Below are 23972 nucleotides of genomic sequence, written 5' to 3'. Positions count from 1 at the left end.
CGCAACCGCACTCGCCTCCTTGTTGCTGCTGTCGGCCTGTGGCGGCGGCGGCGCAGCGGCCAGCGACCCGGCGGCGGTCGCGGCGCAGACCGATACCAAGCAGGCCGCCGCGGCCGCGGTCACGCCGCCCAGCCTGACACTGGGCAGTGACTCGTTCTATTTCGCACCCGATGCGAGCCTGGCCGCCGCCGGGGCGCTGAACACCGTTGCCGGCGGCAAGGCGCTGTTCGCCGCCTGGGACCCCACCGATCCCAACGGCGCCCTTGCGCCGGGCATGAAGGTGATGTTCTTCGGTGCGGCTGCGAATTGCGCCAGCGGCACGCAGGGCCCGCTGAACAGCGTGCCCGATGCCCAGCTCTCCAGCGTGGCGGCGCTCACCGGCTTCTCGGCCGCGGCGGCCGCGAGCGATCTGCGCTGGACGCCGTCCGGCAGCGTGTCGGGCTGTTCCGCTGCGGCGCAGACACAGAGCGGCGCATCGTCGGTGTTCGTCAATGCCGCCAGCGGCAGCGGTGCCGTCGGCATGCTGACCACCTCGGGCCTGCAAAGCGACGGCAGCGAGCCCTTCCTGGGCCCCTACGGCACGCAAGGCGTGGACGGTCAGGGCACCAATGCCGGCATCACCGGCACCTTCGTGAACTTCCGCCAGAACTGGACCGCAACCACCCCCATCCATCCGTGGGCCGGCACCGCGGCGGCGCGCCTGGTCAGCACGCAGAACGTCGGTGACGTCGCCGTGTCCACCGTCGCAGGCGAGACCACGCAGGCCAAGCAGCAGATGATGGCCACCTTCCTCAACACCCGCTGCATGAGCGAGCTGAAGGCGCAGGGAGCCGCGTGCCAGATCCAGTACCTGCTGAACACCGCGATCGTGCGCTCGGGCGTGTCGGACTGGAGCCAGGTCGCCTGGTTCCAGAACGGGGGCCTGAGCTACGACCCGGCCCAGGGCAGCATCCCGGTGATCGACGGCCCGATCAAGGCCAGCGGCACCGACACGCTGGACCAGGCGAGCGGCCTGTCGCTGTTCACCTCGCAAGGCATGGCCACGCAGCACGCCAGCTTCAGCGGCGACACCTTCGACGTCACGATCAGCTTCACGCAGCTGCAGAACGTGCTGCGCATGACCACCGCCCTCGCCGACAAGACGACCCCGGCGGCGGTCACCGATGCCCAGATCGCCGCGCTCTGGGGCAGTGGCTGGTCCGATCGCAGCAGCTGGGTGCTGTTGTCCAGCGACGTGGGCCAGGAGGTCTACAACCCGGCGGCGGCGCGCAACGTGCAGATCGCCGGCGGCTTCAGCAGCCTGTTCGCCGGCACCCAACCCTGAGGTCGGGCGGCGCGGTCAGGCGGTACCGCCGACCGTCAGCGCGTCGATGCGCAGGGTCGGCTGGCCCACGCCCACCGGCACGCTCTGGCCTTCCTTGCCGCAGGTGCCCACGCCGGTGTCGAGTTCCAGGTCGTTGCCGATCATGCTGACCCGGGTCAGCGCGTCGGGGCCGTTGCCGATCAGCGTGGCGCCCTTGACCGGATACTGGATCTTGCCGTTCTCGACCCAGAAGGCCTCGGACGCCGAGAACACGAACTTGCCGCTGGTGATGTCGACCTGGCCGCCGCCGAAATTGGTGGCGTACAGGCCGCGCTTGATGCTGGCGACGATCTCTTCCCTGCTCTTGTCGCCGGCCAGCATGTAGGTGTTGGTCATGCGCGGCATCGGCACGTGGGCATAGCTCTCGCGGCGGCCGTTGCCGGTGGGCTTGACGCCGGTCAGCCGCGCGTTCATCGAATCCTGCATGTAGCCGCGCAGGATCCCGTCTTCGATCAGCACGTTGCGCTGCGACGGGTTGCCCTCGTCGTCGACATTGAGCGAGCCGCGGCGGTCGGCCAGCGTGCCGTCGTCCAGCACCGTCACGCCCTTGGCGGCGACGCGCTCGCCGATGCGGCCCGAGAACGTGGATGATCCTTTGCGGTTGAAGTCGCCTTCCAGGCCGTGGCCCACCGCTTCGTGCAGCATCACGCCGGGCCAGCCCGAGCCCAGCACCACGGTCATCTGGCCGGCGGGCACGGGCCGCGATTCGAGGTTGGTCAGAGCCGCATTGACGGCCTGGTCGACATAGGCATGGAGCTGCGCGTCCTGGAAGAAGCCCAGCCCGAAGCGCCCGCCGCCGCCGCCGGAGCCCACTTCGCGTCGGCCGTTCTGTTCGGCGATCACGGTGACCGACAGGCGCACCAGCGGGCGCACGTCGGCGGCGCGTGTGCCGTCGGCGCGGGCCACCATCACCACGTCGTATTCCGCCGCCAGCCCGGCCATCACCTGCACCACGCGCGGGTCGCGGGCGCGGGCCATCTGCTCGATCCTTTCCAGCAAGGCCACCTTCTGGGTGCTGTCGAGCGTGGCGATCGGATCGAGCGGCGCATACAGCAGGCGGCTCTTGGCCACCTGCGTCGCCCGGCCGACCCTGACGCGCCGGCTCTGCCCGGCGGCAGCGATGCTGCGCACGGTGCGGGCGGCGTCCAGCAGCGCGGCTTCGGAGATGTCGTCGGAATAGGCGAAGGCGGTTTTCTCGCCCGCCACGGCGCGCACGCCCACCCCTTGATCGATCGAGAAGCTGCCGCTCTTGACGATGCCTTCCTCCAGGCTCCAGCCCTCGTGCCGCGTGTACTGGAAGTAGAGGTCGGCATCGTCGACCCGGTGCTCGCCGATCGTGCCCAGCGCGCGCGCCAGCGACGCCTCGCTGAGCTGATACGGATCCAGCAGCAGGCTCTGGGCCACGGCCAGGCGTTCAAGGGTGGGTTCGCGGGAGATCATGCGTCGATTGTAGGAGCGAGGATCCTAGGGGGGTTTACAAACCCGGTGTCGTCGCTGTGTCGTCGGGTGCCGTTGTACGGCTCAAGACAACGGCGAGCGTCGTTGTCGGCCCGGGGAGGGCGCCGACGCCCTCCTCACCAACAGGAGTCTTGCATGATGGGTAAAACCTTGAAGCCGGCGTTGCTGGCAACGCTGTTGATCTCGGCCATGGCTTCGTCGATGGCGCAGGTGCCCGGTCCTGGCCCCGCGGCCTCGGCGGCACCGATTCAGCGGCAGGACAACCGGCAGGCACGCGAGCAGTCGCGCATCGCGGCCGGCGCGGCGTCCGGGAGCCTGAACGCTCAGCAGACGCAGCATCTCGAAAAGCAGCAGGCGCGCATCGACGCCCGGCAGCAGCGGGCGATGGCCGACGGCCAGATGAGCAAGAAGGAGAACCGCCGCATCGCCAAGCAGCAGAAGCACGCGGCCAAGGCGATCAAGCGCGACCAGGCGAAGGGCACCGGCAATTAGGCGGCGGCGTCGAGGTCAGTCGGCGTCGTGCTTCACGCTGAGCGCGTGGCGGTACAAGGCCTTGCGCGGCGAGCGGGTGATCTCGGCGGCGAGGCTCACTGCCTGCTTGAGCGGCAGCTCCTTCAGCAGGACCTGCAGGACCCGCAGCGCGTCGGCGGGGAGCGCGTCGGCGTCAGGGGCGAGCTGCGCGAGCCCGTGCAGCACCAGCACGAATTCTCCCTTGCGGCGCTGCTCGTCCGCGGCCAGCCAGGCCGGCCCCTGCGCGGCCGGGAGCGTCGCGACCTGCTCGAATTGCTTGGTCAACTCCCGGCACAGCGTGAGCGGGCGATCCGGGCTGGCCAGCGCCAACTCGGCCAACAGGTCGGCGATCCGGTGCGGTGCCTCGAACAGCACCAGTGCCCGGGGCTCGGCGGCCGCCTGCTGCAGCGCCAGCTGTCGCTCCTGGCCCTTGGCTGGCAGGAAGCCGAGGAAACAGAAGCCGCTCGCCAGGCCGGGCTGGGCCGCGCAGCCGGCCACGCTGAGCGCGGCGACGACGCTGCTGGCGCCCGGCAGCGGCATCACCCGGTGGCCTGCTGCGCGCGCCTGCGCCACCAGCACCGCGCCGGGGTCCGAGACCGCAGGCGTGCCGGCATCGCTGACATAGGCCACGCGTTCGCCAGCGGCCAGGCGCGCCAGCACCTGCATGCTGGCGTCCCGCTCGTTGTGCTCGTGCAGCGCAATCAGCGGCTTGTGGAGCCCGAGGTGATGGAGCAGGCCGCCGCTGACCCGGGTGTCCTCGCAAGCCACCGCGTCGACCAGTCCCAGCACGTGGAGCGCGCGCAGGCTGAAGTCCGCCAGATTGCCGATCGGCGTGGCGACCACGTACAGTGTGCCGGGCGGGAACTGCTGGTGGCCTGCGGCCAGGGCCGCAGCGTGTTGCAGCGTCGAGGCGAGGGAGGCGATGTTCAAGTGGAGAAAGTCCGGACAGGCGGCCGATGAGCCAAAGATGCCCGGGCCGGCGTCGCGGCGGAGCACTCTGGAGCGGGGGGCGCGCGCAGAAGAGCTGGCGCTGATCCATCTTCAGCAACAGGGTCTGCGGCTGGTCGAGCGCAATTATCGGGTGGCGCGCGGGCCGGGCCGCCGCGGCGGCGAAATCGACCTGATCCTGCGCGATCGCGACGGCACGCTGGTGTTCGTCGAAGTCCGATCGCGCGCCGACGCCGCGCATGGCGGCAGCGGCGCCAGCATCACCGCGGCCAAACGCGCGCGCCTGGTCTACGCGGCCCGGCACTACCTGCTGCGCCTGTCCGCGTGCCCGCCCTGCCGGTTCGACGTGGTGCTGCTGGAGGGATCCACCCTGCAATGGCTGCCCGCCGCGTTCTCGGCTGACGACTGACTGGCGGGAACTTCCCGGCGCCATTGCTCACCAACGGTGACGTGGTCGCCCGCTTATGATGCACGCCCATGCTTGAACCGCGTATCCAGCAACATTTTTTCGAGACCGCCGATCTTCTCTATCAGGTCGCAGAAACGCTGTCCCGGCCGCTGTCCGAGGCGGCCCAGATGGCGGTGGGGTGCCTGACGTCCGGCGGCAAGCTGCTGGTCGGGGGCGCGGGAGGCGGCCAGGTGCTGGCCCGCCTGATGTGCTCGGCGTTGATGCTGCGTCTGGAGCGCGATCGCCCGCCGTTGGCGGCGGTGTCGTTGAACGGCGATGCGCTGGTCTCGCTGTACAAGTCCGGCGAGTCGGCCGAAGTCGACGCGCCCTCGGCGCTGGCGCTGCAACTGATGGCGCTGGGCCAGCCCGGCGATCTGCTGGTGTTGTTCAGCCTCAGCGCCAGCGACCCGGCGGCGGTGGCGGCGATCGGCGAAGCCCATGCGAAGGACATGAGCGTGGTGCTGTTCGGTGCCGGTCTCGCGGCGCCCTGGCACGAATTGCTGGCCGAGACCGATGTGTGGATCGCCGTGCCGCACGAGCGTGCGCTGCGTGCGATGGAGTTGCAGTTGCTGGCGCTGCACGCGCTGTGCGACGCGATCGATGTTCAATTGCTGGGCGACGCGGTCTCCGCCTGAGCCCGGCTGATGAAGGAAATCCTGATGACGAAACCTCTCTTGCGGCGCGGCGCACCGCTGGCCGCCCTGCTGGCCTTGAGCGCGGCCCTGTCGGCTTGCGCACCGCTGCTGATGGGCGGCGCGGCCGTGGGCGGCGCGCTGATGTACAACGACCGCCGCACCTCGGGCACGCAGGTCGAGGATCAGGCGATCGAGCTCAAGGCGTCCAGCCGCCTGAAGGACGCCTTCGGCGACACCGCCCACCTGAACGTGACCAGCTACAACCGCGTGGCCCTGGTCACCGGGGAGGTGGCCAGCGATGCCGATCGCGCCAAGATCGACCCGATCGTCTCGGGCGTCGAGAACGTGCGCTCGACGGTCGACGAAGCCGCCGTGGCGGGGACCAGTTCATTGACCTCGCGCTCGAACGACTTGTTCATCACCGGCAAGGTCAAGGCCACGCTGGTCGAAGCCAAGGACATCCAGGCCAACGCGTTCAAGGTGGTGACCGAGCGCGGGGTGGTCTACCTGATGGGGCGCGTCACCGAGCGCGAAGCGTCGCGGGCGGTGGAACTGGCCCGCGGCATCGACGGCGTGCAGAAGGTGGTGCGGGTGTTCGAGATCCTGACCGAGGACGAACTGAAGGCGCTGGCGCCGACCAAGTAAGCCCCGGAGGCGCCGCGTGCCGCCTCGGCTCGCGCGGCGCTCAAGCCGCCGGTCAGCGCAGGCGCTTGATCAGGCTGGACGTGTCCCAGCGGTGGCCGCCCATCGATTGCACGTCGCCGTAGAACTGGTCCACCAGCGCGGTGACCGGCAGCTTGGCGCCATTGCGCCGGGCCTCGTCCAGGACCAGGCCCAGGTCCTTGCGCATCCAGTCGACCGCAAAGCCGAAGTCGAACCGGTCTTCGACCATGGTCTTGCCGCGGTTGTCGAGTTGCCAGCTCTGGGCGGCGCCCTTGCCGATCACGTCCAGCACCAGCGGCATGTCCAGGCCGGCTTTCTGACCAAAGGCGATCGCCTCGGCCAGGCCTTGAACCAGGCCGGCGATGCAGATCTGGTTGACCATCTTGGCCAACTGGCCCGCGCCGCTGTCGCCCACCCGCGTGATCGCGCGGGCAAAGGCCATCGCCACCGGCCGCATCGCCTCGAAGGGCTGGACATCGCCACCGCACATCACGGTCAGCGCGCCGTTGACCGCACCGGCCTGGCCGCCGGAGACCGGGGCATCGACGAAGTGCAGGCCGCCTGCCCGGGCGGCAGCGTGCAACTCGCGCGCCACCGCGGCCGACGCGGTGGTGTGGTCGACGAAGATCGTTCCCGGCGCCATGCCGGCGAAGGCGCCGTCGGGGCCGAGCACCACGGCGCGCAGGTCGTCGTCGTTGCCGACGCAGGCGAACACCAGCGAGGCGCCCAGCGCGGCCTCGCGCGGGGTCGCTGCCGCCTGGCCCCCATGGGCGGCGACCCAGGCCTGGGCCTTGGCCGCGGTGCGGTTGTAGACGCAGACCGAATGGCCTGCCGCCTGCAGGTGCGCCGCCATCGGCGCGCCCATCACGCCGAGGCCGAGAAAGGCCACGCGCTGCGGGGCGATGGCGTCATAAGTTCGAGAGGTCATGGGATGCATTCAGGAACGCCGCACCGCGCCGGGCGAACCGGCCGCCCCGTTCAGGGCGCGCGCCGTGGTGCGGTTGTCGCTGCGGCGCTCAGACGATGGTCAGATTTTCAGTGCCGGCGGCCAGGTCCGTGACCCGGGCGCGCTTGCTGTTGAGCTTGATCTGCAGGCGCAGATCGTTGATCGAATCGGCATTGCGCAACGCGTCTTCGTAGGTGACGGTGTGCGCCTCGTAGAGGTCGAACAGCGCCTGGTCGAAGGTCTGCATGCCGTGCTCGCGCGAACGCTTCATCAACTCCTTGATCTCGCCCACCTGGCCCTTGAAGATCAGGTCGGCCATCAGCGGCGTGTTGAGCATGATCTCGACCGCGGCGATGCGCCCCTTGCCCTCCTGGCGCGGCAGCAGGCGCTGGGAGATCATGCCCTTGAGGTTCAGCGACACGTCCATCAGCAACTGGTCGCGCCGCTCCTCGGGGAAGAAGTTGATGATCCGGTCCAGCGCCTGGTTCGAGCTGTTGGCGTGCAGCGTGGCCATGCACAGGTGGCCGGTCTCGGCGAAGGCGATCGCCAGTTCCATGGTCTTGCGGTCGCGGATCTCGCCCATCAGGATCACGTCCGGCGCCTGGCGCAGCGAGTTCTTCAGCGCGATGTCCCAGTCGTCGGTGTCGATGCCGATCTCGCGCTGGGTCACGATGCAGTTCTTGTGCGGATGGACGAATTCGACCGGGTCCTCGACGGTGATGATGTGGTCGTAGGCGTTCTCGTTGCGCCAGTCGACCATCGCCGCCAGCGAGGTGCTCTTGCCCGACCCGGTCGCGCCCACCAGGATGACCAGGCCGCGCTTGGTCATCGCCACCTCCTTGAGGATGCGCGGCAGACCCAGCTCGTCGATCGTCGGGATGGCGGCCGGAATGGTCCGCAACACCATGCCGACATGGCCTTGCTGCAGGAAGGCGCTGACCCGGAAGCGGCCGATGCCCTGCGGCGAAACCGCGAAGTTGCATTCCTTGGTGCGCTCGAAATCCGACGCCTGCTTGTCGTTCATCAGCGCCCGGGCCAGGGCCACCGTGTGGGCGCCGGTCAGCGGCTGCGGCGAGACTTTGGCCACCTTGCCGTCGACCTTGATCGCCGGCGGGAAGTCGGCGGTCAGGAACAGGTCGGAGCCCTTGCGCGTGACCAGCAGGCGCAGCAGGTCGTTGACGAATTTCGAAGCCTGGTCGCGTTCCATGGGGGGTCTCCCGAGGCGAGGTCAGTCGGTGGTCTGGCGGGTCAGCTGGGCGCCCAGCCGGGCATTGGCCTGGCGCAGCCGGGTCGAGACGCGCTTGCCCAGCCAGGTCAGCAGCGCGGCCGCCTGGCGCGGCTCGTCCTGCACCAGCCGCTCGAGTGCCGACGCACTCAGCACGGCCAGCGTGACGGGGGACACGGCGGTCCACGAGGACACCCGTGCCTCGCCGTCCAGCGCGGTCAGGTCGCCCAGCACGTCGCCCGGGCGCGCCTCGCCCAGGCGGGTGCGTTCGCCCGAGGGTTGCAGCCGCATCTCGGCCAGCATGCCCTGCAGCACGATCATCACGAAGTCGGCCTGCTCGTCCTGGCCGATGACCTGCTTGCCGGTGTCGATCTGAACGTAGTCGAGGTAGCCGCCGAGCAGCGACAGCGACTCGACCGGGATCCCGGCCAGGCCGCGGTCCTGCGCCAGCAGGCGCACCAGCGACAGCACGCCCAGCGTGGCATCGTAGGGCTGCGCGCCGAGGTCGGGCGCACGGTGGGCCCAGTGGACGAACAGCTGGGTGTCGGCGTGCTGGTCGACGAACTGGGTCGCGTAGAAGCCCGAATCGTCGGCGCGCGGCCCCGACGAGGCGGATGGGCGGCGCCACAGGCGCTTGAGGAGGGCGATCACGGGCGTCCGATGAGGCGGTGACGGGCCTCAGCCCGGGAAGTTCTCGGGGAACTTGGCACGCGAGCGCGCCTCGGACGACGAGATCACGTTGCGCCGCACCAGGTCGGCCAGACACTGATCCAGGGTCTGCATGCCCAGGCTCTGGCCGGTCTGGATCGACGAATACATCTGGGCCAGCTTGTTCTCGCGGATCAGGTTGCGGATCGCGGCGGTGCCTATCATCACTTCGTGGGCCGCCACGCGCCCCGCTCCGTCCTTGGTCTTGCACAAGGCCTGGGCGATCACCGCGACCAGCGACTCCGAGAGCATCGCGCGCACCATGTCCTTCTCGGCCGCCGGGAAGACGTCCACCACGCGGTCGACCGTCTTGGCGGCGCTGGAGGTGTGCAGCGTGCCGAACACCAGGTGGCCGGTCTCGGCCGCGGTCAGCGCCAGGCGGATGGTTTCCAGGTCGCGCAGCTCGCCCACCAGGATCGCGTCCGGGTCCTCGCGCAGCGCGGCGCGCAGCGCGTTCGAGAAGCTCAGCGTGTGCGGGCCGACCTCGCGCTGGTTGACCAGGCATTTCTTCGATTCGTGGACGAATTCGATCGGGTCTTCCAGCGTCAGGATGTGGCCGTACTCGCTCTCGTTCAGGTGGTCCACCATCGCCGCCAGCGTGGTCGACTTGCCCGAGCCGGTCGGCCCGGTCACCAGCACCAGGCCGCGGGGTTTGAGCGCCAGGTCGGCGAACACCTGCGGGCAGTTCAGCTGCTGCAGCGTCTGGATCTTGGACGGAATCGTGCGGAACACCGCCGCCGCACCGCGGTTCTGGTGAAAGGCGTTGACCCGGAACCGCGCCAGGCCCTGCACCTCGAAGCTGAAGTCGCACTCCAGCGTGTCCTCGTAGTGCTTGCGCTGGGTGTCGTTCATGATGTCGTACACCATCGCATGCACCTGCTTGTGCGCGAGCGGGTCGACATTGATGCGGCGCACGTCGCCGTGCACCCGGATCATCGGGGGCAGACCCGATGAAAGGTGCAGGTCGGACGCCTTGTTCTTGACCGAGAAGGCCAGCAGTTGGGTGATGTCCATGGTGCGATGGAGTGGGTCGACGTGGCGCCAGCGTCGCTTATGCTCGGGCCATCATGGCCAGTATCCCAGACAACATACTACATGTGCGGGCGCGCCTCGCGCAGGCCTGCGCCGCTGCGCACCGAAGCGAGAAAGATGTCCTGTTGCTGGCGGTCAGCAAGACCTGCCCGGCCGACGCGGTGCGGGTGGCGCATGCCGCCGGCTTGCGCGCGTTCGGCGAAAACTACGTGCAGGAAGCGCTGGACAAGCAGGCGGCGCTGGCCGACCTGCGCGCCGAGATCGAATGGCACCTGATCGGCCCGCTGCAGTCGAACAAGACCCGCGCGGTGGCCGAAGCCTTCGACTGGGTCCATGCGGTGGACCGGCTGAAGATCGCCGAGCGACTGTCCGCCCAGCGGCCCGCCGGCATGCCGCCGCTGAATGTCTGCCTGCAGGTCAACATCAGCGGCGAAGCCAGCAAGAGCGGCGCGATGCCGGCCGAGGTCGCGGCGCTGGCCCGGGCGGTGGCCGCGCTGCCCCGGTTGCGGCTGCGCGGCCTGATGGCCATCCCGGAGCCGGTGGCCGATGCCCAGGCGCAGCGCCGGCCGCACCGCCAGCTGCGCGAACTGCGCGACACCCTGGTGCGCGACGGCCTGGCGCTGGACACCTTGTCGATGGGCATGAGCGCCGACCTGGAGGCCGCGGTGCTCGAAGGCTCGACGCTGGTGCGGATCGGCACCGCGATCTTCGGCGGCCGGTCGGCGCGATGACGGTGCGGCGGCGCGCGCTGCCGGGCGCTCAGAAACTCAGCGCCGTGCTGTTCTTGACCTCTTCCATCACGGCGTAGGTGCGGGTCTCGCGCACGCCGGGCAGCGACCAGATCACATCGCCGACGAAAGTGCGGTAGGCGGCCATGTCCGACACCCGGGTCTTGAGCAGGTAGTCGAAGCCGCCGGCCACCAGATGGCATTCGAGGATCTCGGGCCGCACCTGCACCGCGGCGCGAAAGCTGTCCATCACGTCGTGCACGGTCCGGTCCAGCAGCACTTCGACGAAGACCATCAGCCCGGCGCCGAGCTTGGCCGGATTCAGCCGCGCCTCGTAGCCCAGGATGTAGCCCTCGCGGGTCAGGCGCTTGACGCGCTCCAGCACCGCGGTCGGCGACAGGTGCACGTCCTCGGCGAGCTTCAGGTTGCTGATGCGGCCGTCCTTCTGCAGCACGCGAAGGATGCGCAGGTCGATCTTGTCCAGGCCTCGTTCGGCCAAACCCGTGTCGGAAGAGGGGGGCATGCTGGCGAAAGCTCCGTGTCAGCGTTAAAACTCCGAATCTTTCGCAGAGATTGTCGGCTTACGCTAAGCATCCATCCAGTAGTGTTTCCTCTGCCATGAACCCCATGCCCTTCCCCCTTCCGCCGATCCGGCGCGAGCGCCTGCCGCAGCCCACCGTGCCCGAATCCGAGGCGCTGGCCGCGGCGCGCGCTGTGCTGGGCGAGGCCTGGCCCTGGAGCGCCGTCGTGGCCGCGGCCAGGCCCTGGGTCGAGGCGGTGCGGCAGCACCCGGCGCCGTTCTGGGCGCTCGAATCGCTGCTCAAGGAATACCCGATCTCCAGCGCTGAGGGCCTGGCCCTGATGCGCCTGGCCGAAGCCTTGCTGCGGGTGCCCGATGCCGAGACCGCGATCGCGCTGACCGCCGATCAGCTCGGGCGGGCCCGCTTCGAGGCGGGCGACGGCTCGCACGGCCTGCTGGCCGGCCTGTCCAGCAGCGCGATCGCACTGTCCAAGCGCTTTCTGCCCGACGCCGAGGCCGACGCCGGCCTGCTGGCGCGCCTGGGCTCGCGCACCGTCGTCGCGGCCACCGTGCGGGCCATCCAGCTGCTGGGGCGGCAGTTCGTCCTCGGACGCACCATCGCCGAGGCGCTGCACGAGGCCGATGCCCAGCGCCGCGCCCAGCCCGGGCTGCGCTTTTCCTACGACATGCTGGGCGAGGGCGCGCGCTGCGAGCGCGATGCCGAGCGCTACCTGGGCGCCTACCAGCGGGCCATCGATCAGCTCGCCGCGGTGCCGCGCAGCGGCGCAGCGACCGGCCCCGCATCGGCCGACGGCATCTCGATCAAGCTCTCGGCGCTGTTCTCGCGCTACGAAGATCCGCAGCGCGAGCGCGTCTTCGCCGAACTGCTGCCGCGGGTCTGGACTCTGATCGAGCGGGCGGCGGCCGCTGACCTGAACCTGACCATCGATGCCGAGGAGGTGGACCGCCTCGAGCTGTCGCTGGAGGTTTTCGAGGCACTGGCCGAACGCATCGCCCGGGACTGGCCGCGCTGGCGCGGCTTCGGCCTGGCCGTGCAGGCCTACCAGAGCCGGGCGCTGGCGGTGGTCGACGAAGTGGCGCGCATCGCCCGACAGCTGGGCCTGCGCTTCATGGTGCGGCTGGTCAAGGGCGCTTACTGGGACGGCGAGGTCAAGCGGGCCCAGGAGCTGGGCCTGGCCGGCTACCCGGTATTCACCCGCAAGCCGCACACCGACGTCTCCTACCTCGCCTGCGCCAAGCGGCTGCTGCAGCAGCGCGCGCAGATCTACCCGCAGTTCGCGACCCACAACGCCGGCACCATCGCGGCGATCCAGTCGCTGGCCTCGCAAGAGGGCGCGCGGCCCGATGTCGACTACGAGCTGCAGCGCCTGCACGGCATGGGCGAGGGCATTTACCGCGAAGTGATGAAAGGCGGCGCCAGCGCCTGCCGCGTCTATGCGCCGGTCGGCGAACACCGCGACCTGCTGGCCTACCTGGTGCGGCGCCTGCTCGAAAACGGCGCCAACTCGTCCTTCGTCCACCAGCTGTCGGATCCGCAGATCGATCCCGAGCAGTTGCTGGCGTCGCCGCTGGCGCTGGCCCAGGCGGGCGATGCGGCCGAGGGCCTGCCGCTGCCGGGCGACCTGTACGGCCCGGCGCGGCGCAACTCGGCCGGCGTGGACCTCAGCTGTCTGGCGCAGCGCGCCCCGCTGCAGGCGGCCATCGCCGCCACCGTGGTGCCCGAGGTGGCGTTGGCGGCGGCCGGCGAGGTCGATGCGGCGATGGCCCGCCTGAGCCAGGGCTTCGAGGCCTGGCGCGAGCGCAGCGTGGCCGAGCGCGCCACCGTGCTGCGCCGTGCCGCCGAACTGCTGGAGCTGCGCACGCCCGAGTTCTGCGGCCTGCTGGTGCGCGAGGCCCACAAGACGCTGGGGGATGCCGTCTCCGAGTTGCGCGAGGCGGTGGATTTCTGCCGCTACTACGCGGCCCAGGCCGAAGCCACGCTGGCCGACATCGAGCTGCCCGGCCCGACCGGCGAGCGCAACACCCTGCGCCTGCACGGCCGCGGCGTGTTCGTCTGCATCAGCCCGTGGAACTTCCCGCTGGCCATCTTCAGCGGCCAGGTGGTGGCCGCGCTGGTCGCCGGCAACGCGGTGGCCGCCAAACCGGCCGAGCAGACGCCAGCCATCGCCGCCCGCATGGTCGCGCTGCTGCACGAGGCCGGCGTGCCCGCCGATGCGCTGGCGCTGCTGCACGGCCCGGGCGAGACCATCGGCGCCGCGCTGGTGGCCGACGCGCGTACCGCCGGCGTCTGCTTCACCGGTTCGACCCAGGTGGCGCGCCTGATCAACCGCAGCCTGGCGCTGAAGGACGGGCCCATCGTGCCGCTGATCGCCGAGACCGGCGGTCTCAACGCGATGGTGGTCGACTCGAGCGCCTTGCCCGAGCAGGTCGTCGACGCGGTGGTGCAGAGCGCCTTCCGCTCGGCCGGCCAGCGTTGCTCGGCGCTGCGCCTGCTGTGCCTGCACGAGGGCATCGCCGACGCGGTGATCGAGATGCTGGCCGGCGCGATGGCCGAGCTGCGCCTGGGCGACACCGCCGACTGGGCCACCGATGTCGGGCCGGTGATCGACGACGAGGCCTTCGACCACTTGCAGGCCCAGGTGCAGCGCCTGCGACGCGAGGCCAGGCTGCTGGCCGAGACGCCGCTGCGCTCCGGCCCGGCGCGGCAAGTGGCGCCGGTGGCGTTCGAGCTCGGCAGCGTCGGCGATCTGACGCAGGAGATCTTCGGCCCGGTGCTGCACGTCGTGCGCTGGGGTCCGGGGCAGACCGGCCCTGGCGCGGCGGCCAGCGCGGATGCGGTGGTGCGCCAGATCAACGCGCTGGGCTACGGCCTGACCTTGGGCCTGCAGACCCGCATAGACAGCCGCGCCGAGCGCCTGGCGAGGGCCGCGCGCATCGGCAACGTCTACGTCAACCGCAACATGATCGGCGCGGTCGTGGGCGTGCAGCCCTTTGGCGGCGACGGCCTGTCGGGCACCGGCCCCAAGGCCGGCGGGCCGCATTACCTGGCGCGCTTCTGCGCCGAGCAGACGCTGACCGTCAACACCGCGGCGGCGGGCGGCAACGCGACGCTGCTGGCCGGGCTTTGACGCGGCGGCCGCGGCGCTACAGTGGGCACCTCTTCACTGGAGGCGGCCGGCCATGAGCGATTTTCCGAAGGACATCTACACCGAACCTCGCGACGTCGATGTCGACACCCTGGCCTGCCTGGGCCCGCTGCGGCCGATGGCGGGCGTCTGGCAGGGCCTGCGCGGCCTGGACGTGAAGCCCAAGGCCGAGGGGCCGAAGAAGCAGGCCTATGTCGAGCGCATGGAGTTGCAGCCGGTCGACCCGATCATCAACGGGCCGCAGCTGATGTACGGCCTGCGCTACCACCTGCACGTCACCAAGCCGGACCAGGTCAAGACCTACCACGAGCAGGTCGGCTACTGGCTGTGGGAGCCCGCCACCGGCGCGCTGATCCACACGCTGACCATTCCGCGCGGCGAGATCGCAATGGCCGGCGGCACCGCCGGGCCAGACGACACGAGTTTCGAGCTGGTCGCCACCCAGGGCCTGGACACCTTCGGCATCTGCTCGGCGCCGTTCCTGGACCAGGCCTTCAAGACCACCGAGTTCCGCATCCGCGTGACGGTCCACGCCGACGGCACCTGGAGCTACGACGAAGACACGGTGCTGCTGATCCGCGGCCAGGCCGAACCGTTTCACCACACCGATCGCAACACGCTGTCCAGGATCGGTGCGCCGACGCCCAATCCGCTGGCACGCGGCTGAGAGGCCGGACGCGGCGCCGGCCGAGGCGCGGCCTCGGGGCGCCACCCCAGCGCCTGCAGCAGCATCGCGCCGCTGGTGCCCTCGCCGGCCCGGGGGTGGCGGGCGAGCCACTCGCCCAGAGCGATGAAGGTTTCGGGCGTGGTCTGCCGCACATAGTCGGCCAGTTGGTGGATCTGGTCGGCATCGATCCGGGCGGCGTCTTCCGCGGCGGCACTCGGGCTCTGCCAGCCACGACGCCGGCGCAGCGCGGCGAAGGCGCCGTTGGCCACCGCCAGCAGGCCCAGCACGCCGACCGGCTGCATCAGGGTGTCGATCAGGTGCACCCGCAGGTCGGTGTCGGCCTCGGCGTACAGGCCGGAGATCCAGAGCGGGATCAGCGCATGGTTGTGTCGCGGCGGCACTGCCCGGCCCGACGGGGTCGCCAAGGACGGCAGCGTGGCGGCAAGGGCGTGGGTCATGGTCATGACCAGGATGCTGTGCCGCGCGCGTTGAACAGCCATGTCGGGCCGGCAAAGAAGCGTGTCGCCCGGGGCGGATGCTGTGAAGCAATGCAAGGCGCCGATAATCGCCGGTTTCGCGCTCAGCGGCCGCTTGCGGGCCGCGCCTCCGCCCATGTCCGCAGAACTCGCCGACCAGGTGCGCCGCCGCCGCACCTTCGCCATCATCTCCCACCCCGACGCCGGCAAGACCACGCTGACGGAAAAACTGCTGCTGTTCTCGGGTGCGATCCAGATCGCCGGCTCGGTCAAGGCGCGCAAGGCCTCGCGCCATGCCACCTCCGACTGGATGGAGATCGAGAAGCAGCGCGGCATCTCGGTGGCGTCGAGCGTGATGCAGATGGAGTACCGCGACTGCACCATCAACCTGCTCGACACCCCGGGCCACCAGGACTTCTCGGAGGACACCTACCGCGTGCTGACGGCGGTGGACGCGGCGCTGATGGTGATCGACGCGGCCAACGGCGTCGAGCCGCAGACGCGGCGCCTGCTGCAGGTCTGCCGCGCCCGCAACACGCCCATCCTGACCTTCGTCAACAAGTTGGACCGCGAGGTGCAGGAGCCGCTGGCGCTGATGGACGAGATCGAGCGCGAGCTGGGCATGACGGTGGTGCCCTTCACCTGGCCGGTGGGCATGGGCAAGTTCTTCGGCGGCGTGCTGGACCTGCGCAAGGACCAGATGCGCGTCTTCAGGCCGGGCGAAGACCGGGTGGCCGGCGGCGAGGAGATCGTCGACGGCATCGCCAACCCGGTGCTGGCCGAGCGTTTCGGTGCCGCCTACGAGCAGGCCGCCGGCGAAACCCTGCTGGTGCGGGACGCCGCGCCGGCCTTCGACGAGGCCGAGTTCCTGGCCGGCCACCAGACGCCGATGTTCTTCGGCTCGGCGGTCAACAACTTCGGCGTGCAGGAGGTGCTGGACGCGCTGGTCGACCTGGCCCCGCCGCCGGGCGACCGCCCCGCCATCCAGCGCGTGGTGCACCCGGACGAGCCCAAGTTCAGCGGCGTGGTCTTCAAGATCCAGGCCAACATGGACCCGGCCCACCGCGACCGCATCGCCTTCCTGCGCGTGGCTTCGGGCAAGTTCAGCCGCGGCATGACCATGAAGGTGGTGCGCTCGGGCAAGACGCTGCGGCCCAACACCGTGGTCACCTTCATGAGCCAGAAGCGCGAGCTGCTGGACGAGGCCTACGCCGGCGACATCATCGGCATCCCCAACCACGGCGTGCTGCAGCTGGGCGACACGCTGACCGAGGGCGAGACGCTGCAGTTCACCGGCCTGCCCTTCTTCGCGCCCGAGCTGTTCCGCTCGGTCGAGGTGGCCGACCCGCTGAAGACCAAGCAGCTGCGCGCCGGCCTGACCCAGCTGGGCGAGGAAGGCGCGATCCAGGTCTTCCGCCCGATGGCCGGCAGCGTGCTGCTGCTGGGCGCGGTCGGCCAGCTGCAGTTCGAGGTGGTGGCGCACCGGCTGGAGCACGAGTACGGCGTGAAGGCGCGCATCCTGCCGGCGCGCTACAACGTGGCGCGCTGGGTCACCTGCGAGGAGGCCGATGGGGGCGAGCGCGAGCTCAAGCGCTTCATCGACGCCAACAGCCATCGCATGGCGCTGGACGCGGTGGACGCGCCGACCCTGCTGCTGGAATACGCCGGCGAGCTGCGCGCCATCCAGGAGAACTGGCCGAAGATCAAGTTCCACGCGCTGCGCGAGCACGCCGGGCTGGTGTTCCAGCAGCGCATGGGCGACTGATGCGCGATCCGGAGCCGGGCGGCAGGCCGCAAAGCGCCAAGCCATGAACAATTGGATCTTTCTTGCCCTCGCCATCGTGGCCGAGGTGATCGCCACCTCCTCGCTCAAGGCGGCCGACGGCTTCACGAAGCTGGGGCCCTCGCTGGCGGTGGTGGCGGGCTACGGGCTGGCGTTCTACTTCCTGTCGCTGACGCTCAGGACCATCCCGGTCGGGGTCGCCTACGCCATCTGGTCGGGCTTCGGCACCGTGCTGGTGTCGCTCATTGCCTGGTGGTCGTTCGGCCAGAAGCTGGATATCGCGGCCGTGGTCGGCATCGGGCTGATCATGTCGGGCGTGGCGGTGCTCAATCTCTTTTCCTCGTCAACCCACTAGGGACACCATGAAACTCATCGGCATGCTGGACTCGCCGTACGTGCGGCGCGTCGCCATCTCGCTGCAGCTGCTGGGCCTGCGCTTCGAGCATCGGTCGCTGTCGGTCTTCAGCACCTACGCCGAGTTCCAGCAGATCAACCCGGTCGTCAAGGCGCCCAGCCTGGTGTGCGACGACGGCGAGGTGCTGATGGATTCGACGCTGATCCTGCACTACGCCGAGGCGCTGGCGCAGCCGCGCACGCTGATGCCCACGGACCGCCACGAGCTTCAGCATGCGTTGCGGCTCGTCGGCCTGGCGCTGGCGGCCTGCGAGAAGAGCGTGCAGATCGTCTACGAGCGTGGCCTGCGCCCGCCCGAAAAGCGCCACGATCCCTGGGTCCAGCGCGTGACGGGCCAGTTGCTGGCCGCCTATGGCGAGCTCGAACGCGAACTCGATCGCCGGCCGCTCGCGGCCACCCCGTCCACGCTGAACCAGGCGGGCGTCAGCGTGGCGGTCGCGTGGCATTTCACGCAGCGCATGCTGCCCGAGTGGGTGCCGGCGGCGGACTTTCCGCGCCTCGCTGCGTTCTCGGCGGCGGCCGAGGCGCTGCCGGCGTTCCAGGCGGCACCCCACGGCGACGGGACCTGCCGGAACCCGGACTGACGCCGGTCCGGGCCTGCGCTGTCCGGCCGCCGGCGCTTGGCACTACAGTCGCGCATGGCCAAAGCAATCGTCGTCTCCGCCGGGCTCGCCGCAGCCGTGACCGCCGCGGCGTTCGTCTTCAATCCTTCGCCCGAGCAGCACCGCGCCAAGATCCGGGCGGTGATCGCCGAACGCAGCCCGCTGGCGGGCGCGCTGGGCGTGGGTGTCTTCACGGCGTTCACCTCCACCTACCATCCGCTCGGCGTGGCGTCGTACACCACGGCGAACGGCCGTACCGTGTCCATCGGCGTGCTCGGCATGGTGTTCGTCCTGGACCCCGCGCAAGAGAAATGAGCGCGCCGCCAACCCGGGCCGACCTGGCCTCACCGGAGTCACGATGACCACCTTCGTTCTCGTTCACGGCGCCTGGGGTGGCGCGCATGGATTCCGCCATGTCAGGCGGCTGCTGCGGGCCGAGGGCCACGAGGTGTTCACGCCCAGCCTGACGGGCATCGGCGAACGCGTGCACCTGGCCAGCCCGCAGGTGAGTCTGAGCACCCACGTGCGCGACGTCGTCAACCAGGTGCTGTACGAGGACTTGCAGGACATCGTGCTGCTCGGGTTCTCGTATGGCGGCTTCGTCGTCACCGGTGCCCTGGAGCACATCGCGGACCGGGTCGCCCACCTGGTCTTCCTCGACGCCTTCGTGCCGGCGAACGGCGAATCGATGTTCAGCCACCTGGGCCGCGGGGACCGAGCGCGGATCGAGCTGGGCGAGGAATGGGCGCTGACCGGGCCGGCGCGCGACTACGACGACCCTGCCGAGGCCGACTGGATGAAGCCGCGGCGCACCGCGCATCCCAAGGGCTGCTTCACCGAGGCGGTCTACCTGGCGCGGCCGCTGGAGGACTTCCCTTTCAGCCGCACTTACCTCAAGGCCAGCCAGGCGCCGGCGGGCGACCTGGGCGACGCGGCGTTCTGGCGCGCGGCCCGACACGCCGAGAGTTCGGCGGCCTGGCGCTACGCCGAGATCGACACCAACCACATGGTCTGCAGCAACCGGCCGGCCGAGACCGCGCGGCTGCTGCTGGCGCTGGCCGGGCCGGCCTGACCGACGCGCACCGGTCGACCGCGGCGGGAGCCGACAATCACGCGATCCATCGCTACCGATCTCGCGCCGTGCATCGCCTCTCGCTCTACCTGGACCTGATCCGCTGGAACCGTCCCGCCGGCTGGCTGCTGTTGCTGTGGCCGTCGCTCAGCGCGCTGTGGATCGCGTCCGACGGCTTTCCGGGCTGGCATCTGCTGGCGGTGTTCACGCTGGGCACGATCCTGATGCGCAGCGCCGGCTGCTGCGTCAACGACGTGGCCGACCGCGAGTTCGACAAGCACGTCAAGCGCACCGCGCAGCGGCCGGTGACCCGCGGCGCGGTCAGCGCGCGCGAGGCGCTGGCGGTCGGGGCCGTGCTGGCGCTGGCCGCGTTCGCGCTGGTGCTGACCACCAACCCGCCCACCATCGTGCTGAGCTTCGCCGCGCTGGCGGTGGCGCTGGTCTACCCCTATGCCAAGCGGGTGCTGGCGATGCCGCAGGCGGTGCTGGGCGTGGCCTTCAGCTTCGGCATCCCGATGGCCTTCGCCGCGGCGCAGGGCGGGCAGGACTGGAGCCTCGCCGCCGTCGGCGCGGCGGTGCCCAAATCGGCCTGGGCGCTGCTGGTGGCCAACCTGTTCTGGGTGCTGGCCTACGACACCGAGTACGCGATGGTCGATCGCGACGACGACCTGAAGATCGGCATCAAGACCTCGGCGATCACGCTGGGCCGCTGGGACGTGGCGGCGGTGATGGGCTTCTACGCCGTCTACCTCGTCGGCTGGGCGGCGCTGGCCTGGCACCTGGGGGTGCCCAGGATCGCGCTGCTGGGCATGGCCGCGGCGGGCGCGCAGGCGCTGTGGCACTACCGGTTGATCCGCGAACGCCAGCGCGACGGTTGCTTCCGCGCGTTCCGGTTGAACCACTGGGTCGGCTTCGCGGTGTTCGCCGGCACGGTGCTGGCGCAGGGGCCCCTGCGGCCTTGAGCGCCCGCGGCGCGGGGACTCAGCCGGCGCCGAATTCGTCGCCCAGCTCGCGGGCCCGCTGCGCGGCCGCATGCAGCGCCCGCACGAAGGCCGGCTTGACGCCGGCGTCTTCCAGCGAGGTGATGGCCGCATGGGTGGTGCCGCCCTTGGAGGTGACGCGCTGGCGCAGCAGCTCGGGCGCCTCGTCCGATCGCCCGGCCAGCGCCGCCGCGCCGGCGAACGTCGCCACCGCCAGGCGCTGCGCCTGGGCCGCGCTCAGGCCCATCTCGGTGCCGGCCTGCATCATCGCCTCGATGAAGAAGAACACGTAGGCCGGACCCGAGCCCGACAACGCGGTGACCGCGTCCAGGTCGGTTTCGGCGTCCACCCACAGTGTCTGGCCGGTGGGGGCCAGGACGGCGTCGACCTGGCGGCGCTCGTCGGCGCTGACGGCCTGGCGTGCGTACAGGCCGCTGATGCCCTGGCCGATCAGGGCCGGCGTGTTGGGCATCGCGCGCACCACGCGCTCGCTGCCGGTGGCACGGGCCACGGCGTCGCTGCGGATGCCGGCCATCACCGACAGCTGCAGCGCGTGCGCGACATGCGCCGCGCACGGTGCGGCGGCGGCCTGGAACAGCTGCGGCTTGACCGCCCAGACCACGATGTCCGCCTGCTGCAGCGCCGCGTCGGCCTCGGCCTGCACCGGCGCGCCGAAGTCCTGGCGCAGGCGCCGGGCCTGTTCGGCGAACGGCTCGACGACCAGGAAGCGATCGGCCGGATGGCCGGCGCGGACCAGGCCGCCGAGGATCGCGCTGGCCATGTTGCCGCCGCCGACGAAGGCGATGCGGGGCGGGCTGGAAGAGGGGGCGGGGAGGCTGCTCATGCGGCCAGTGTAGGTCGGCCGCCGCGGCCAGCGCGGCGCGGCGGGCCGCAGGTCCATGTGCCGCTTCGCGGACATCCATGCAAATCTTGCATGACGAAAAGTGATTCATTCGGCAGCGCCGCGCCTAGAGTGCGCACCCATGCCGACGGCGGCGGGCTCACGAGGCCTGCGCCGGCAGCGGCATATCCCTTCTGGAGACTGAACAACATGACCGAACCGCTTTCCTTTGTCCACCCGACGCCCGACAGCCCCTGGGGCACCTACCTGATGCAGGTGGACCGGGTCGCACCCTACCTGGGCCACCTGGCCCGCTGGATCGACACGCTCAAGCGCCCCAAGCGCGCGCTGATCGTCGACGTCCCGATCGAGCTCGACGACGGCACCATCGCCCACTTCGAGGGCTACCGCGTGCAGCACAACCTGTCGCGCGGGCCGGGCAAGGGCGGCGTGCGCTACCACCCCGACGTGACGCTGGAAGAGGTGATGGCGCTGGCGGCCTGGATGTCGGTGAAGAACGCCGCGGTGAACCTGCCCTACGGCGGCGCCAAGGGCGGCATCCGCGTCGACCCCAAGCTGCTGTCGAACAAGGAGCTGGAGCGCATTACGCGGCGCTACACCAGCGAGATCGGCATCATCATCGGGCCGCAGCAGGACATTCCGGCCCCGGACGTGAACACCAACCCGCAGATCATGGCGTGGATGATGGACACCTACTCGATGAACACCGGCACCACCGCCACCGGTGTCGTCACCGGCAAGCCCATCCACCTGGGCGGCTCGCTGGGCCGCGTCAAGGCCACCGGCCGCGGCGTGTTCGTCACCGGCCGCGAAGCCGCTCGGCGCATCAACCTGGACCTGAACGGCGCGCGCGTGGCGGTGCAGGGCTTCGGCAACGTCGGCTCGTCGGCGGCCGAGCTGTTCGCCCAGGCCGGCGCGAAGATCGTCGCCGCGCAGGACCACACCGGCACGATCTACAACGGCAACGGCTTCGACCTGGCGGACCTGGTGCCGCACGTCAAGGCCACCGGCGGCGTCGGCGGCTTCAAGGGCGGCGAGCGCATGAACAACGAGGAGTTCTGGGACGTCGATTGCGACATCCTGATCCCGGCTGCGCTCGAAGGCCAGATCACCGCCGAGCGGGCCCGCCGCGTCAAGGCCAAGCTGGTGCTCGAAGGCGCCAACGGTCCGACAGTGCCGACCGCCGACGACATCCTGGCCGACCGCAACATCCTGGTTGTGCCGGACGTGATCTGCAACGCCGGCGGCGTGACGGTCAGCTACTTCGAGTGGGTGCAGGACTTCTCCAGCTTCTTCTGGACCGAGGACGAGATCAACGTCCGGCTGGACAAGATCATGGTCGGTGCGCTCAAGCGCATCTGGGACACCGCCGACCAGCACCACATCACGCTGCGCACCGCCACCTTCGCGGTGGCCTGCGAGCGCATCCTGCAGGCCCGGGTCGAACGCGGCCTGTATCCCTGATGCGCGGGCCGGCGGACCCCGGCGAACCGGGTCTGTCGGCCCGCCCGCCTGCGCGCTGAAGGCAGGCCGGCTGCGACACCCGGTCCGCTGGCCCTTCGCGGCCCCCTGCACGCGGCGGCGGATGCCGGCCAGGGAGAAGCCCGGCGTCGTCGCCACGGCGCCGGGGCCGCGATCGATCACCCGGTGGGTGACGCTAAGATCGCCGCCTTTCCGGCAACCTTTGAGCTCCCGCTTTGGAACAAGGCTACCGGGCCCAAGGTGCGACCCGCCTGGCGGCGACCCTGGTGCTGTCGCTCGGGCTGCACGCTGCATTGCTCGCGCTGTGGTGGCACCGGGCGCCCCCCCTCCCGCCGCGCACGTCCCCGCTGCACGAACCCCTCCGCATCAGCCTCGTCGACGCCGTGGCGCCGGCGCCTGCGGACTCGCCGAGAACGCGAGCGTCGCCGCCCGATCGATCGCGGCACCCAGCCCCGCGACCGCGGGCCCGTCCGGCGCCGCCGCGTGCCGCGCCGCCCGTCCTGTCCCTGCCCACCCCGCCCGCCGGCCGGGTCCATCCGGTGGAGAACAAGGTGCCCGCGTCCACGGCGGCACCCGCTGCGCCGACGGACGAGGAATGGCGCAAGGCCGCCACCTACACGCTCAAGAACAGCAAGCGCTACCGCTATGACTGGGGGCAGATGGTTCGCAGCAGGATGGGCACTGCCGTCGAGGGCCCGCAACAAGGCCTGGTGCGGTTTCACATCGAGATCGCACCGGACGGCAAGCTCGCCAAAGTCGAAGAGCTGTGGTCGACCACGACGCTGGGCTCCCAGCGGGCCTGGCAGGCCATTCGGTCGCTGCCGCCACTGCCCCCCACGCCGACCGGCCAACCGCTCGTGTTCGACCAGACGATCTCGTTCGAACCCTTCGACGCGGGCTGGCCACCCAACTACAGCCGGGACTGCGTCGCCGATCCGGCCCCGTTCCGCAACCCCTTCGCCTGGGACGGCTCTTCACCCGACGGCGTGGCCCGGCCGCCGGGCCCGAACACCTCACCGCCCGCCAGCGCGCCCGCGCCGGGCGATTGCCCCACGGACGCCCGGCCCGATTCGATCGAGACGGAGAGCGGCGACATCAAGCGCCAGCTCGATCAATGGAGCGTGGAGCGGTTGAACGGCGCGAATTGATCCGGCGTGCGTGGCTGCTGCAGGCCATGAGCAGAGGGTCAGGACCGGCTGCCTTCGCGTGCCTTGAGCTTCAAGCGGCCTGTCTCCGACATGGGTCCATCTCTGTGCTTCACCCGCCACGCCGCGGCGCGTGGT

Annotated in this window: 25 protein-coding genes; 16 read left to right on the top strand and 9 right to left on the bottom strand. The window is 70.4% G+C overall.

Features of this window, described 5'->3' with window-relative positions; genetic code table 11:
* Positions 1–19 precede the first annotated feature (19 nt).
* Positions 20–1324, top strand: a complete 1305-nt coding sequence (locus AC0N04_RS06350; protein ID WP_474279798.1) for a hypothetical protein — start codon at positions 20–22, stop codon at positions 1322–1324.
* A gap of 15 nt (positions 1325–1339) precedes the next feature.
* On the opposite strand, the gene tldD is transcribed toward AC0N04_RS06350, so the two are convergent.
* Positions 1340–2803 carry a metalloprotease TldD gene (gene tldD, locus AC0N04_RS06345; RefSeq protein WP_474279797.1) on the bottom strand — a complete coding sequence of 488 codons (1464 nt, stop codon included), beginning with the start codon at positions 2801–2803 and terminating at the stop codon, positions 1340–1342.
* A 153-nt stretch (positions 2804–2956) separates the two neighbouring features.
* On the opposite strand from tldD, the gene AC0N04_RS06340 reads away from it, so the two are divergent.
* A complete protein-coding gene (locus AC0N04_RS06340; protein WP_474279795.1) occupies positions 2957–3313 on the top strand; it encodes a hypothetical protein in 357 nt (118 codons plus the stop codon).
* A gap of 15 nt (positions 3314–3328) precedes the next feature.
* Here AC0N04_RS06340 and rsmI read toward each other — a convergent pair whose 3' ends face one another.
* Positions 3329–4255 (bottom strand): 16S rRNA (cytidine(1402)-2'-O)-methyltransferase, encoded by a 927-nt coding sequence (gene rsmI / locus AC0N04_RS06335; RefSeq protein WP_474280502.1) that lies wholly within the window; start codon positions 4253–4255, stop codon positions 3329–3331.
* On the opposite strand from rsmI, the gene AC0N04_RS06330 reads away from it, so the two are divergent.
* The 3 genes from AC0N04_RS06330 to AC0N04_RS06320 all read left to right on the top strand — a co-directional run bounded on the left by AC0N04_RS06330 (position 4254) and on the right by AC0N04_RS06320 (position 6007).
* Positions 4254–4688, top strand: a complete 435-nt coding sequence (locus AC0N04_RS06330; RefSeq protein WP_474279794.1) for a YraN family protein — start codon at positions 4254–4256, stop codon at positions 4686–4688. The two genes, rsmI and AC0N04_RS06330, sit on opposite strands and share 2 nt — an antisense overlap.
* 68 nt (positions 4689–4756) lie before the next feature.
* A complete protein-coding gene (locus AC0N04_RS06325; RefSeq protein ID WP_474279793.1) occupies positions 4757–5362 on the top strand; it encodes an SIS domain-containing protein in 606 nt (201 codons plus the stop codon).
* A gap of 24 nt (positions 5363–5386) precedes the next feature.
* On the top strand, positions 5387–6007 hold the full coding sequence (locus tag AC0N04_RS06320; RefSeq protein WP_474279791.1) for a BON domain-containing protein: 621 nt from the start codon (positions 5387–5389) through the stop codon (positions 6005–6007).
* 52 nt (positions 6008–6059) lie between these two features.
* On the opposite strand, the gene AC0N04_RS06315 is transcribed toward AC0N04_RS06320, so the two are convergent.
* The 4 genes from AC0N04_RS06315 to AC0N04_RS06300 form a co-directional block, all read right to left on the bottom strand.
* A complete protein-coding gene (locus tag AC0N04_RS06315) occupies positions 6060–6953 on the bottom strand; it encodes an NAD(P)-dependent oxidoreductase (RefSeq protein WP_474279790.1) in 894 nt (297 codons plus the stop codon).
* Between the two features lie 88 nt (positions 6954–7041).
* Entirely contained in the window at positions 7042–8178 is a 1137-nt protein-coding gene (locus AC0N04_RS06310; protein WP_474279789.1) for a PilT/PilU family type 4a pilus ATPase, read from the bottom strand.
* Between the two features lie 21 nt (positions 8179–8199).
* Positions 8200–8847 carry a cyclic nucleotide-binding domain-containing protein gene (locus AC0N04_RS06305; protein WP_474279788.1) on the bottom strand — a complete coding sequence of 216 codons (648 nt, stop codon included), beginning with the start codon at positions 8845–8847 and terminating at the stop codon, positions 8200–8202.
* A 27-nt stretch (positions 8848–8874) separates the two neighbouring features.
* Positions 8875–9918 carry a type IV pilus twitching motility protein PilT gene (locus AC0N04_RS06300; RefSeq protein ID WP_474279787.1) on the bottom strand — a complete coding sequence of 348 codons (1044 nt, stop codon included), beginning with the start codon at positions 9916–9918 and terminating at the stop codon, positions 8875–8877.
* Between the two features lie 53 nt (positions 9919–9971).
* Here AC0N04_RS06300 and AC0N04_RS06295 point away from each other — a divergent pair, with 53 nt between their 5' ends.
* A complete protein-coding gene (locus AC0N04_RS06295) occupies positions 9972–10667 on the top strand; it encodes a YggS family pyridoxal phosphate-dependent enzyme (RefSeq protein WP_474279786.1) in 696 nt (231 codons plus the stop codon).
* 28 nt (positions 10668–10695) lie between these two features.
* On the opposite strand, the gene AC0N04_RS06290 is transcribed toward AC0N04_RS06295, so the two are convergent.
* Positions 10696–11187 carry an Lrp/AsnC ligand binding domain-containing protein gene (locus AC0N04_RS06290; protein WP_474279785.1) on the bottom strand — a complete coding sequence of 164 codons (492 nt, stop codon included), beginning with the start codon at positions 11185–11187 and terminating at the stop codon, positions 10696–10698.
* A 104-nt stretch (positions 11188–11291) separates the two neighbouring features.
* Between AC0N04_RS06290 and AC0N04_RS06285 the strand changes: the two genes are divergently transcribed.
* Positions 11292–14333, top strand: a complete 3042-nt coding sequence (locus tag AC0N04_RS06285) for an L-glutamate gamma-semialdehyde dehydrogenase (RefSeq protein ID WP_474279784.1) — start codon at positions 11292–11294, stop codon at positions 14331–14333.
* A 52-nt stretch (positions 14334–14385) separates the two neighbouring features.
* Positions 14386–15018 carry an FABP family protein gene (locus tag AC0N04_RS06280; RefSeq protein WP_474279783.1) on the top strand — a complete coding sequence of 211 codons (633 nt, stop codon included), beginning with the start codon at positions 14386–14388 and terminating at the stop codon, positions 15016–15018.
* Here AC0N04_RS06280 and AC0N04_RS06275 read toward each other — a convergent pair.
* Positions 14949–15476, bottom strand: a complete 528-nt coding sequence (locus tag AC0N04_RS06275; protein WP_474279782.1) for a hypothetical protein — start codon at positions 15474–15476, stop codon at positions 14949–14951. The two genes, AC0N04_RS06280 and AC0N04_RS06275, sit on opposite strands and share 70 nt — an antisense overlap.
* Positions 15477–15630: 154 nt before the next feature.
* Here AC0N04_RS06275 and AC0N04_RS06270 point away from each other — a divergent pair, with 154 nt between their 5' ends.
* The 6 genes from AC0N04_RS06270 (at position 15631) to ubiA (ending at position 20327) form a co-directional block, all read left to right on the top strand.
* Entirely contained in the window at positions 15631–17259 is a 1629-nt protein-coding gene (locus tag AC0N04_RS06270; RefSeq protein WP_474279781.1) for a peptide chain release factor 3, read from the top strand.
* Positions 17260–17302: 43 nt separating this feature from the next.
* Entirely contained in the window at positions 17303–17632 is a 330-nt protein-coding gene (locus AC0N04_RS06265; protein ID WP_474279780.1) for a DMT family transporter, read from the top strand.
* Positions 17633–17639: 7 nt separating this feature from the next.
* Positions 17640–18275 carry a glutathione S-transferase gene (locus tag AC0N04_RS06260; protein WP_474279779.1) on the top strand — a complete coding sequence of 212 codons (636 nt, stop codon included), beginning with the start codon at positions 17640–17642 and terminating at the stop codon, positions 18273–18275.
* 54 nt (positions 18276–18329) lie between these two features.
* Positions 18330–18608: a hypothetical protein gene (locus tag AC0N04_RS06255; RefSeq protein ID WP_474279778.1), complete on the top strand. Its 279-nt coding sequence runs from the start codon at positions 18330–18332 to the stop codon at positions 18606–18608.
* Positions 18609–18651: 43 nt separating this feature from the next.
* On the top strand, positions 18652–19365 hold the full coding sequence (locus tag AC0N04_RS06250) for an alpha/beta fold hydrolase (RefSeq protein ID WP_474279777.1): 714 nt from the start codon (positions 18652–18654) through the stop codon (positions 19363–19365).
* 68 nt (positions 19366–19433) lie between these two features.
* Positions 19434–20327 (top strand): 4-hydroxybenzoate octaprenyltransferase, encoded by an 894-nt coding sequence (ubiA, locus tag AC0N04_RS06245; protein ID WP_474279776.1) that lies wholly within the window; start codon positions 19434–19436, stop codon positions 20325–20327.
* A gap of 19 nt (positions 20328–20346) precedes the next feature.
* Here the strand turns inward: ubiA and proC are convergent, their stop codons facing one another.
* Positions 20347–21189, bottom strand: coding sequence for a pyrroline-5-carboxylate reductase (proC, locus tag AC0N04_RS06240; RefSeq protein WP_474279775.1), 843 nt, complete (start codon positions 21187–21189; stop codon positions 20347–20349).
* 207 nt (positions 21190–21396) lie between these two features.
* On the opposite strand from proC, the gene AC0N04_RS06235 reads away from it, so the two are divergent.
* Entirely contained in the window at positions 21397–22671 is a 1275-nt protein-coding gene (locus tag AC0N04_RS06235; RefSeq protein ID WP_474279774.1) for a Glu/Leu/Phe/Val family dehydrogenase, read from the top strand.
* A 233-nt stretch (positions 22672–22904) separates the two neighbouring features.
* On the top strand, positions 22905–23837 hold the full coding sequence (locus AC0N04_RS06230; protein ID WP_474279773.1) for an energy transducer TonB: 933 nt from the start codon (positions 22905–22907) through the stop codon (positions 23835–23837).
* Positions 23838–23972 lie beyond the last annotated feature (135 nt).

The sequence above is a fragment of the Ideonella sp. sgz306126 genome, from assembly GCF_056032705.1.
Note: the sequence above shows the minus strand (reverse complement) of the source record. Positions and strands in the feature narration are given on the sequence as shown.